The organism is Segniliparus sp., from assembly GCF_051660745.1.
Taxonomy (GTDB): domain Bacteria; phylum Actinomycetota; class Actinomycetes; order Mycobacteriales; family Mycobacteriaceae; genus Segniliparus.
On the sequence record NZ_JBOFQF010000037.1, the window covers coordinates 107,660 to 118,715 of the forward strand.

The following is an 11,056-nucleotide window of genomic DNA, read 5'->3' on the forward strand; positions in this document are numbered from 1 at the left end:
GCCCCCGACGAGCTGTCCGAGCCGCGCGGCCCGGCCGTCGGTCAGAGCCCGAGGGCGGTCCTCGCCGCGCTCGCGACCTCGGCGAGGAGCTGGTCCTGGCGGGGCTTCGGCGGCGGAGTGCGGGTCAGCACGGCCAGCACGAGAGGAGCTTTGCCGCCTGCGGGCCATGCCACGGCCACATCGTTGCGGTCGCCCTGTGCTCCGGTGCCGGTTTTGTCCCCTGTCTTCCAATCGGAGGGCAGGCCCGCGCGGATGCATTTGGTCCCCGTGGTGGCTCCGATGAGCCAGTCGGCCAGCTGCTGGCGCTGCGGCGCGGCGAGGGCGTCGCCGAGCACGAGCTTTTGATAGGTCGTCGCGATGGCGCGCGGCGTGGTGGTGTCGAGCAGGTCCTCGGCCTTGCCGACGTTGAGGTCCTCTTCTTTGCGGTCGAGCCGGGTCGTTTGGTCCCCGAGGGAGCGGACGAACCCGGTGAGCGCGGGCGGCCCCCCGAGCAGGTCGAGCAAGAGGTTGCCCGCGAGGTTGTCGCTGAGCTCGATCGCGGCCCGGCAGAGCTCCGCGTAGGTCGCGCTCTGGCCGAGGCGCTGCGAGGAGAACGGGGAGTTCTCGGCAATCGGCCCTGGGTCTGCGGGGACGGCGCTTGCCTGGTCGAGCAGTCCAGGCTCGTCCTGCGACCTGCGCAGCACGGCGCCCGCCGCGAGGGTTTTGAACGTCGAGCACATCATGAAGCGCTGGTCGGCGCGGTGCTCAAGGGTCCGCTGGGAGGCGAGGTCCACCGCGAAGACGCCTGCTTCCGCCCCGTAGCGCTCCTCGAGAGCGGTCACAGCGGCGGCGAACGAGGCCGCCGCCGCGAGCTCCGAGGCCTCCGGCCCGGACGCGCCCGCTCCGTTCTTCGGGCCGCCGCAGGAGGCGAGCACCGGCACGGCGGCGACGCCCGCGAGGAAAGTCCGACGGGCGAGCGGGGGGCGCCGGTCTGCTGCGGCTTCGGACACTCCCGCACTGTAGCAGCGCGCGGCGGGACATCGCGATCATGAGACCGCGACGCTCCGCGACGTGCGGTGACGGGCGGCTCACGTTCGTAACATCGACGGCAACCAGGGGTAACACCTCGTCCCTACGGTGGTCCTATGACTTTCGCAGCCGAGAAGCCGCCAGGGCTTCCCAGGCCTGCGCCGTCCGGGCCTGTCTCCGCGGGCCATCCGCTCGAACCGCTCTCCGCCGAGGAGATCGCCGCAGCCAGCGCGATCCTCGCCGCGCACGCAGGCTTCCCGACCGGAGCGAGGTTCGTCTTCGTCGAACTGGCAGAACCGGCCAAGGAGATGGTGCTCGGCTTCCGTCCGGGCGCGAGCTGGGACCGCCAGGCCGCGATCCTGCTGCGCGCCCCGGCGCTGCGGGCCACGGTCAAGGCCCTCGTCTCGATCACGAACGCCGAAGTCGTCTCGCTCTGCGAGGTCCCCGGCGCCACTCCGTTCACGTTCGAGGAGTTCATGGCGAGCGAGCGGGCCGTCATGGCGGATCCTCGCTGGCAGGAGGCGATGCGCAAGCGCGGGGTCGAAGACTTCTCGCTCGCCATGGTCGACCCGTGGGCCTCGGGCTACACCGGCCCCCACGACGATCCGGGTCTGCGGCGCATCGCCCGCCCGCTCACCTTCGTCCGCTCGCACCCGACGGACAACGGCTACGCGAGGCCGGTGGAAGGGCTCATCGTCACGGTGGACCTCGACACGATGGAGGTGATCGAGGTCGTCGACCACGGCGTCGTGCCGTTCCCGCCGAAGGCGGGCAACTACTACCCGGAGCTGCTCGCCGCCGACAACGTGCCCGCGTTCGACGGACAGCGCGCGCCGCTCAAGCCGATCGTCATCACGCAACCGGAAGGCCCGTCCTTCGAGGTGGACGGGCATGCGGTGAGCTGGTCGAACTGGCGGCTGCGGCTCGGGTTCACTCCGCGCGAGGGCTTGGTCCTGCACGACGTGCGGTACGTCGACAAGGGAGTCGAGCGGCCGGTCCTGCACCGGGCCTCGCTCTCGGAGATGTACGTCCCCTACGGCGACCCGCAGCCGACGCATTGGAACAAGAACGTCTTCGACGAGGGCGAGTACGGGCTCGGCTGGCTCGCGAACCCGTTGACCCTCGGCTGCGACTGCCTCGGCGAGATCCGGTATTTCGACGGCTTCGTCAACGACCAGGACGGCCAGCCGGTGGTGATCAGAAACGCGATCTGCATGCACGAGGAGGACGCCTCCATCGCCTGGAAGCACACCGATTTCCGCCACGGCAGGCCGGAGGTCCGGCGCAGCCGCAGGCTCGTGGTCTCGTTCATCGCGACGGTCGGCAACTACGAGTACGGCTTCTACTGGCATTTCTACCTCGACGGGTCGATCGAGTTCGAGATCAAGCTGACCGGGATCCTCTCGCTCGGGGCCGCGCCTTTGGACGCGAGCCCCGAATTCGGCGCCATGGTCGCGCCTGGCCTGTACGCGCCGAACCACGAGCACTACTTCTCGGTGCGCCTCGACATGCGGGTGGACGGGGACCGCAACAACCTCTACGAGGTGGACTCCGTGGCGGAGCCCGTCGGCGCGACCAACCCGCACGGCAACGCCTGGAAGACAGTGAAGACCCATCTGAGGAGCGAGTCCGAGGCGCAACGCCTGCCGGATCCGCTCGCCGGGCGGACCTGGCTCGTCGCGAGCGCGGACAAGAAGTCCGCGCTGGGCGCTCCGACCGCGTACAAGATCGAGCCGGGCGCGTACACCCGTCCGCTCTGGCAGGACGGCTCGCAGCAGGCGAACCGGGGCGTGTTCGCCACCAAGCAGCTCTGGGCCACGCCGTTCGACCCCGAGCAGCGCTACGCGGCGGGGGAGTTCATCGCGCAGCATCCCGGCGGCGACGGCCTCGGCGGCGCGTACACGGCGGGGGACCGTTCGATCGAGGACTCGGACCTCGTCCTCTGGTACACCGTCGGCGCGCACCACGTGGTGCGTCCGGAGGACTGGCCGGTGATGCCGGTGGCCAAAGTCGGCTTCCACATCAAACCGTTCGGCTTCTTCGACGGCAGCCCCGTGCTGGACCTGCCGCCCGAGCAGCCGCAGCACAAAGCCGACGGCGGCCAGGGCTGCCATTGTTGACCACCCCCGCTCTGCCCGAGCGTTGAACGAAGGAGCAATCGCCTATGCCCTCTTTGTCGATCGTCGAGGAGATCGAGGACGCGAAAGCCCGCCAGTCGCCAGGAGCGGGGCTCGCCGCGGGGACGATGGGCGGCGTCGAGCTCATGGCCCAGTCCACGGCGGGCATCGCGCCGAGCGCGGTCATGGTGTCCGGAGCGACGTTGGTCGCGGCGAGCGCGGGCCCTGGCACGCTGTACTCCTACGCGGTCTCGCTCGGGGTCTTGCTGCTTGTGGGCTGGTGCGTCGCCAAGGTGGCGAAACTGCGTCCCGGCGAGGACTTGCTCTCGCATATCACGGCGGCGTTCGGCCGGGCGGTCGGATTCGTCGGGTCGATGGGGCTCGCCTTCGGCTACCTGCTCATCGCGGTCGGCTGCGTGGCCCAGTTCTCGCAGTACACGAAGCCGCTCTTCGGAGTCTCGCCGCCTGCCAGCGCGGGAGCTCCGGGGACCGCGCTCGGATTCACCCTCGTCCTTGAGATCGTCTGCGTCGTCGGGGCCGCGTTCATGATGATCCGGGGGGTGCGCGTCTCGGCGTGGACGGGCGTGGTGCTCGAAGTGCTGTCCATCGGGGCGATCATGCTGGTCCTCGTCCTCGCGCTGGCCAGGCACGGGTTCTCGGCGGCCCCGCTCATGCCGACCGGCGTCACGCTCGGGCAGGTGGTCGGCGGGATGGTCCTCGCGATCCTCGGGTTCGTCGGCTTCGAGTCGGCGGCCTGCCTCTCGGTGGAGGCCAAGGACCCCCAGCGGACCATTCCCCGCGCCGTGTTCGGCAGCGCCCTGCTCGCCGGGGCGCTGTACCTGTGCTCCTCGTACGCCCAGATCGTGAGCTTCGACGGCGCGGAGAAGCTCGCCGCCGACGCGACGCCGTTGAACACCTTGGCCGACGGCCTCGGGCAGCACTGGCTCGCCCTCGCCGTCGACCTCGGCGCGGTCGCCTCGAACTTCGCCTGTGTCACCGGCTCGCTCACCGCGGCGAGCCGAGTGCTCCACGCGATGGGGGAGTCGAAGCTCGTGCACGCCAGGATCGGAGTCGCGCACCCCAAGCGCCAGACGCCGCATATCGCGATCTTGATGCTCAGCGCCGTCGCGCTGGCAATCGCCGTCGGCATGGCGATGGGCGGGATCAACGAGCTGGACGTCTACTCCTACTCGGGGACGCTGGGCACCTTCGGCTACATGGTGGCCTACATCCTCATGGGCCTCGGCGTCCCGGTGCTGCTGCGCAAGCTCGCCCCGCAGGCGGGCGTCGCATTGGCCGCAGTGATCGGCGGCGCGGTGGCCCTCTGCCTCGCCTACGTGTTCTATCGCAACGTCTACCCGGTTCCGGCATGGCCGACGAGCATCATGCCGTGGCTTTTCGTCGGGGTGCTGCTGATCGCCGCGGCCTGGTATGCCGCGGGTCCTGCGCGACGGGACCGGGCCGGGGAGGGCGTGCCTGTCCTCGCCGAGTCGGCGGGGTGAGCGAACCCCGAGGCCCAGGCGGACGGCAGGCTACGGCCGCAGCTGGGCGGGAGCGGGCTTCCCGGTCAACGCGGTCCAGACTTCTGCGGGCGGCTTGGCGCTGAGCGGTCCGCGCACCCTGCTCTGGCCGTTGCCCGCCTGTTGCTCGGTGAGCCCGTCGAAGGAGAAGCACGGGCCGGTGGCCGCGAGGCCGTCCGGGACGGTGTCCTTCATGTCGTCGACGGAGCCTTGGGCGGACTCCCCGGTCCCGGACCAGGAGCCCACGAGGGCGTCGTCGGCGTCCGTGGTGCCGCACACCGAGAGCGACCAGCCCTCCTCTGCGACGGCCTCTGCAGCGCTGGCCAGGCCGAGCGCGGAGAGAAGCGCGGCGCTGCCCGCGATTCGATATGAGAGCATGTCGTCCTCGATTCTCGGCGGCCCTCGGGCGCGCCGTTCGGCGTGAAGATCGCGTTCGTCTCGCTGCGGTTGCAGCAGTCTATCTGTGCGTTCCGGGCGGCGGTGGGGCTCCGGGCGGGGGCGGAGATCCGGGCGGCGGAGGCGGCCCCTGCGGGGGCGGGGCTCCTGGGGGCGGCGGCGCGGGCGCTCGCTCGCCCTTCACGGTCGTCGGCCTCCCCCGGAAGCAGCCGACGGAATACGGGAAGTCGTCGGTCATCACATAGTGGTAGGTGGCGACCTGTTTGCCGTCGAGCGAGATCGTGCTCGTGATGCCGTGGCACTCGTCGAGGTCCCGGGTCGTGAGCACGTTGTTGGGGCTCAGATGCGCGCCGGTGATCGGGAACCCGTCGAGGGCGTAGCCGAGCACTTCGGCGACGCCCGGATTGGGGATGCACGGGCTGAGCGTGTGGTAGTGGTACTCGCCCGCGATCTCCGGGTGGCCGGAGCACGAGTCCTGCGTCTCCCAGGCCCCGGCGTCCCTGCCGCTCGAGTCCAGCGCGTTGAAGAGGACCACCCCGGAGAGCATGACCCCGACCTCGTGCGCGACGCATTGCGGCTTCCCGTACACCGGCTTGGGCGGCAGCACATAGGTCAGCTGCTGCGCCTGGACGGCGTTGGGATTGCGGTCGTACTGGTATGCGGTGTCGTCCTCGGCGATCGGGAACTCGCCGGTGGTGTGGTTGCGCGGGAGGTCGTTCGTGGTGATCACCCTGGCCTGGTCCGAATGGGTCTCGGTGAACGAGCCCTCGTGGTGGACGTGGCCGCGCACCTGCGTCTTCTTGCTCGGATAGAACCATTTTCCGTCCTCCGAGAACCACGGTCCCCGGACTTCGGCCCCGCCCGCGAAGCCGGTGAGGCTCTCGTCGTACCGGGGGCAGGCGAACAGGCTTCCGAGGCGGGGGCCTTCGGTGGTGTGCTTGCCGTCGCCGACCGGCAGCCGCCCGTCGGCGTAGAGGTTGCCGTAGTCCTTGCCCGGGTCGAGGAGCAGCGGCTGCGCGGCAGGCCCGGACGGGGCGCCGTGCCCATCCGGCCCAGGCTCATGCGAGCAGGCGGTGAGCGCGAGCAACGCCCCGAACGCCAGACGTCCGACCTGTTTTGCCCACAGCGCGCCCATCGCGCGTCCCTCCCTCCGCAAGCTGCGTCAGGCTTTTTTCTCGGCCCGCAGCACGACTTCGAACTCCAAGAGGTTCGCGCCCGTGGCGACCGGCTTCGCGCGCTGGCCTGCGTGGGCCTCTTTCGCAGGCCCGTTCGCCCAATCCTGGAACGCCTCTTCGGACTCCCACTCGGTGAAGACGAAATAGCGGTTCTCGCCCTTGATGGGGCGAAGCAGCTGGAAGCTGATGAACCCTGGGGCGTTCTCCACGGCGTGCGCCCGGTTGGCGAAACGTTGCTCCAGCTCGGGACCCGCCTCTGCGGGCACGTCGAGGGCGTTGATCTTCACGACAGTCATGGGGCCAGCCTACGCCTCGGCCCGGCCGCAGAGCAATGGGCGTCACATCTCTTGACGTGGAGCGTGCTCCAGGTATTAGCGTGGCGGTATGACGATCAAACTCGGCCTGCACATCCCGAACTTCACCTTCCCCGGCACGGCGAAAGACATCTTCGCGAACGTGGTCGCCCAGGCGAGAGCGGCCGAGGCCGCCGGTTTCGACACCGTGACCGTGATGGACCACTTCTACCAGCTCCCCGGCCTCGGCAAGCCCGAAGAGCCGATGCTCGAGGCGTACACGACGCTCGGCGCGCTCGCCGCGTCGACTTCGACGATCCAGCTCGCCACGCTCGTCACCGGGAACACCTACCGCAACCCGGCGCACCTGGCGAAGGCCGTCACCACACTCGACGTGGTGAGCGGCGGCCGCGCTTTCCTCGGGATCGGCGCAGGCTGGTACGAGCTGGAGCACGAGGCGCTCGGCTTCGAGTTCGGCACTTTCACCGACCGGTTCGAGCGCCTTGCCGAGGCGTTGGAGATCATCCACCCGATGCTGCGCGGCGAGCGCCCGACCTTCGAGGGCAAGTGGTACCGGGCCAAGGACGCGATCAACGAGCCCCGAATCCGGGACGACCTGCCGATCATGCTCGGCGGCAGCGGGGAGCAGAAGACGTTCCGGCTCGCCGCGAAGCACGCCGACCACCTCAACATCGTCGGGGCCGGGCCCTCGGAGCTGCCCCGCAAGCTGGAGGTGCTCGCCGAGCGCTGCGCGGAGATCGGCCGCGACCCGGCGACGCTCAAGACCAGCACCATGGTGCGGGCCTGCGTGGCCGAGGACGGGGAGAAGGCGCGCCAGTTGCAGCGCGCGCATTTCGCCAAGCTCGGGGTCGACCTCGACGCGCTCTCGCCCGAGGAGCGCGCCGCGCGCACGGCGGGGCAGTACGTCGGCACGGTCGACGAGGTGGTCGAGGCGATCAAGTCCGAGGTGCTCAGCACCGGCGTCGGCGGTGTGACGCTGTACCTGCTCGGCGGCGACGGCAACGAGCCGCAGGCCGTGCGGCTGGTCGGCGAGGCGCTCGCGCCGCTCATCGCTTAAGCAGGGCGCCGGGCGAGCTCCGGGCCGTTCCGGGTCATGTCGTGCGGGTGCGTCCGGATATGTCGACGCGGGTTCCGCCGACCCACTCGGCCATTCCGGCGACGAGGGGCGACTCTCCGAGCCGCGCCTCGTCCTCGGCGAACGCGTCGACGAGAGAACGCATATGCGGTTGCAGGCTGAGATGGAGGAATCCCACCACCTCTCCCCGCAATCCGGCCGAGAGGGGCTTCGCCGTGCCGAAGTAGACATTGCGTTTGGTCTCTCGAATGCTCGCGGGGAACCGTTGCGCCAGTTGACGCCCTTTTTCCTGCGCGTGCCGGACGAGGTCGGCTTCGGCGACCACGTCGTTCACGAGCCCGAGCGCGAGAGCTTGGTCCGCAGTGATCGCCGTGCCGAAGAGTATGTGCTCCAGCGATCGCGCCGTGCCGATCATCTTGGGCAGCCGCTGCGTGCCCCCGCCGCCGGGGATCAGTCCGGCCAGCGTCTCGATCTGGCCCAACCGGATGTGGGGGGAGTCGGACACGTACCGAAGGTCGCAGGCGAGGCTTATCTCGTGCCCCCCGCCCGCGGCGGGGCCGTTGATGGCGGCGATGTAGACGGCGCTCGACCGGTTCATCCGCACAATCACTCGATGCCAGCGGAACAGCCAAGCCATGCCCTTGCCCGGCCCGCCGAGGGGTCCGGTCAGCCGTTCGGTGGCCCGGAGCGCCCCGGGGACGCGGTGCCACGCGGACAGGAGGCCCCAGAGCAGCCGGAGCAGCGGTATCGGCAGGGGCGGCAGTCCCAGGCCGATGCCGTCGGAGATCGAGCGCGGGTCGGCGTGGGTGAGGAATCTGCCTTCAATCCCTCCGGTCAGGACGACGGCGCGCACGGAGCGGTCCCGGTCGACGGCCTTGGTGAGCGAATCGAGATCTCGCAGGAGGGCAGGCGTCGCGTAGCAGGGCGGCTTGTCGAAGTAGCGCGCGGTCAACACCGGGCCGTCTTGCTCCAATCGGAGCGTTTCGAGCGAGAGCAGGCGCGATGCGGTCATGCTCGTCCACCATTCGCGCGTGTTCCCCCGGTTCGGGGCCGTCGGGTCTCGACCATCTGGGTCTCGATCATCGTTGTCCGTCCTTCTTCGCTTTAGTTATACTAAAAAGTATAATTCCAGCAACTGTAGTCCGCAGCACTTTGCCGCGCAACTGTGCACGAAGCTTCAATCCGATTGGCTTCGGCCTGCGCGTCGGCCGAGAAGGTGTTTTCGCCGTATATCGCATAAGCTGAGCCCCATGGCGTCGAGCAAACTTCGGAGGGCACAGCGGATCACTCTTCTCTCCGGCGCGCCGCTCGCCGTGCTGGTCGTTTTGGCGGTGCTCGTGCTGGCAGGCGGCGTGGCGTGCTGGACGAGGGCCGCCTCGGCGCAGGAACGGGCCAAAGCGTGGACGACCCTGCCGCAGCTCGGCCCGGAGCCGGAAGGCGGCCGTGTCGGCCACGCGCCGGTGAACGGGATCGACATCTGGTACGCCGTGTACGGCCCCGACCTCGATCCCGCGGCGGACAAGCCTCCGGTGCTGCTCCTGCACGGCGGGCTCGCGGACTCGGAGTATTGGAACGGCTTGGTCCCCGCGCTCGTCGCGAAGGGCCGGACGGTGATCGCCATGGACAGCCGTGGCCATGGCCGCACGACGCGCAGCGCAGAGCCGTACAGCTACGGCCTCATGGCCGAGGACGTCCAGCTCCTGCTGCGCTTCCTCCAGGTGCCCAAGGTGGACCTCGTGGGCTGGAGCGACGGCGGGATCGTCGGGCTCGAGCTCGCGATCGAGCACCCCGAGCTTTTGTCGAGCCTCTTCGCCTACGGGGCGAACGCGCGGCCCGACGGGCTTGTCCAGGGCGGGGACCAATCCCCGGTCTTCGTGCTCGGCGCCGAGCGCGCGCATCAGGAGTTCTTGCGGGTCTCCCCGCATCCGCAGGGCTGGGACAGCTTCAACGAGCGGATCAAGAAGATGTGGGACACCCAGCCCGACATCAGCGACGACCAGTTGCGCTCCATCCATGTGCGAACGGCGATCGCGGACGGGCAATACGACGAGGTCATCAAGCGCGAGCACACCGAGCACCTCGCGGCGACGATCCCCGGCGCGCGGCTGGAGGTCCTCCCGGACGTCAGCCACTTCGGCATGCTGCAGAACCCGGAGGAGTTCAATAAAGCAGTGCTCGATTTCCTGGGCTGAGCGCCGCCGTCAATGCCCGGGGTGTTGTCCGCCCGCCGCGCCGAGGGCGTCGTCCAGGGTTTGCGCGCCCTGGCCCGTCTCGTCGTCGTCGTCCTTGTGCAGGGTCGTGCCGTTCCTCGGGTAGTGGGTGTTGCCGCCCGGCCTGCTGGGCGCGTCGCTCGGAGCATTGCTCGCGTCGTCGTCGTTGTCGGCGGCCGTAAGCGCGGGACTGTGCGCGGGCGAGGCGTTCGCCCCGGCGCCAAACATGCCCGCGAGCGCGAAGAGCGCGCTGAAGAAGGCGATTCTCATGGTTGTGGTCCTCTCGGTTCGTTGTTGGGGCGGGGGCGGCGTTCTCCCAGTGGCGGCGGCGGGCGCGGCCGTGGGGTTCTTGCCTGCTCGCTTCGCTGTGTCTCGAAGCGATGCCACCACGTTAGCCGCGAAAACTGGCCCGCACCTGATATTTATCTAAGAATGCGCATATACGCATGAAAAGTGCTGTCGCCGACGCGGCTTGCGATCCTCCCGGACTCCGGCCGCTTCGGAATGTTGCAGCGCCCGGAGGAGTTCAATAAAGCAGTGCTTGATTTCCTGGGCGGCGCATTCCCCGGAGCGGGTCGCGATCGGGCACGGACGGAAGGAGCGCTCGTGGGCACACGGTACGGACAGTTGGCATTCGGGCCCGCGGCGGTGCGCCGCCAAGCGGAGATCGGCAGCGTCGTCGCCTACGGCGCGAAACTGGGCGCTCCCGACGAAGGCCCGGACGCGCTTGAGCCGCAGGTCCAGGCGATGGTCCGAGAGTCGTGGCATTTCTTCCTCGGCTCGACCACCCCGGCGGGCTGGCCGTACATCCAGCACCGGGGCGGTCCGAAAGGATTCGTCCACGTGCTCGACGAGCGCACGCTCGGCTTCGCCGACGTCGCGGGCAACCGGCAGTTCGTCACCACTGGGAATGTCGAGTCCGACGACCGGGTGGCGCTCTTCTTCATCGACTACGCCCGCAAACGCCGGGTGAAGATCTACGGCCGGGCCAAGGTGGTGGAGCTGCACGAGGACCCGGAGCTTTTGGCGAGCCTCGCCATCGTGGGCGACGAAGTGGTCGGCAAGCCCGAGCGGTCCTTCCTCGTCGCGGTCGAAGCCGTCGACATCAACTGCTCGCGGCACATCGAGCCGTTGTGGCCCCGAGAGTCCGTGGACCGGATGAAGGATCTCTACCAGCGCGATGTCCGCGAGGCCCAGGCCGAGGCCGAGCAGCTGCGGCGGCGCGTCGCGGAGCTGGAGGC

The 11,056-nt window shown here is 69.4% G+C and carries 10 protein-coding genes and 1 pseudogene; 5 read left to right on the forward strand and 6 right to left on the reverse strand.

Annotated elements, in window-relative coordinates:
* Nucleotides 1-41: 41 nt before the first annotated feature.
* A complete protein-coding gene (gene bla, locus ACRC20_RS13100) occupies nt 42-989 on the reverse strand; it encodes a class A beta-lactamase (protein ID WP_438686822.1) in 948 nt (315 codons plus the stop codon).
* A gap of 135 nt (nt 990-1,124) precedes the next feature.
* Between bla and ACRC20_RS13105 the strand changes: the two genes are divergently transcribed.
* A complete protein-coding gene (locus ACRC20_RS13105) occupies nt 1,125-3,128 on the forward strand; it encodes a primary-amine oxidase (RefSeq protein WP_438686823.1) in 2,004 nt (667 codons plus the stop codon).
* A gap of 44 nt (nt 3,129-3,172) precedes the next feature.
* A complete protein-coding gene (locus ACRC20_RS13110; protein ID WP_438686824.1) occupies nt 3,173-4,627 on the forward strand; it encodes an APC family permease in 1,455 nt (484 codons plus the stop codon).
* Between the two features lie 30 nt (nt 4,628-4,657).
* Here the strand turns inward: ACRC20_RS13110 and ACRC20_RS13115 are convergent, their stop codons facing one another.
* The 3 genes and pseudogenes from ACRC20_RS13115 to ACRC20_RS13125 form a co-directional block, all read right to left on the reverse strand.
* Nucleotides 4,658-5,023 (reverse strand): hypothetical protein, encoded by a 366-nt coding sequence (locus tag ACRC20_RS13115; RefSeq protein ID WP_438686825.1) that lies wholly within the window; start codon nt 5,021-5,023, stop codon nt 4,658-4,660.
* A 163-nt stretch (nt 5,024-5,186) separates the two neighbouring features.
* Nucleotides 5,187-6,176: pseudogene (locus tag ACRC20_RS13120) on the reverse strand (YHYH protein); the annotation flags it as partial.
* Nucleotides 6,177-6,203: 27 nt separating this feature from the next.
* Nucleotides 6,204-6,512 carry an antibiotic biosynthesis monooxygenase family protein gene (locus ACRC20_RS13125; protein ID WP_438686826.1) on the reverse strand — a complete coding sequence of 103 codons (309 nt, stop codon included), beginning with the start codon at nt 6,510-6,512 and terminating at the stop codon, nt 6,204-6,206.
* A gap of 88 nt (nt 6,513-6,600) precedes the next feature.
* Here ACRC20_RS13125 and ACRC20_RS13130 point away from each other — a divergent pair, with 88 nt between their 5' ends.
* Nucleotides 6,601-7,587 carry an LLM class F420-dependent oxidoreductase gene (locus tag ACRC20_RS13130; protein ID WP_438686827.1) on the forward strand — a complete coding sequence of 329 codons (987 nt, stop codon included), beginning with the start codon at nt 6,601-6,603 and terminating at the stop codon, nt 7,585-7,587.
* 34 nt (nt 7,588-7,621) lie between these two features.
* Here the strand turns inward: ACRC20_RS13130 and ACRC20_RS13135 are convergent, their stop codons facing one another.
* The gene (locus ACRC20_RS13135; protein ID WP_438686828.1) at nt 7,622-8,617 is read right to left on the reverse strand and encodes an enoyl-CoA hydratase/isomerase family protein; all 996 of its coding nucleotides are present in this window, start codon (nt 8,615-8,617) and stop codon (nt 7,622-7,624) included.
* Between the two features lie 238 nt (nt 8,618-8,855).
* On the opposite strand from ACRC20_RS13135, the gene ACRC20_RS13140 reads away from it, so the two are divergent.
* Nucleotides 8,856-9,797, forward strand: a complete 942-nt coding sequence (locus ACRC20_RS13140; protein ID WP_438686829.1) for an alpha/beta fold hydrolase — start codon at nt 8,856-8,858, stop codon at nt 9,795-9,797.
* A gap of 9 nt (nt 9,798-9,806) precedes the next feature.
* Here ACRC20_RS13140 and ACRC20_RS13145 read toward each other — a convergent pair whose 3' ends face one another.
* The gene (locus ACRC20_RS13145) at nt 9,807-10,085 is read right to left on the reverse strand and encodes a hypothetical protein (protein WP_438686830.1); all 279 of its coding nucleotides are present in this window, start codon (nt 10,083-10,085) and stop codon (nt 9,807-9,809) included.
* Nucleotides 10,086-10,421: 336 nt separating this feature from the next.
* Between ACRC20_RS13145 and ACRC20_RS13150 the strand changes: the two genes are divergently transcribed.
* A partial coding sequence (locus ACRC20_RS13150; protein WP_438686831.1) for a pyridoxamine 5'-phosphate oxidase family protein occupies nt 10,422-11,056 on the forward strand: 635 nt, incomplete at its 3' end.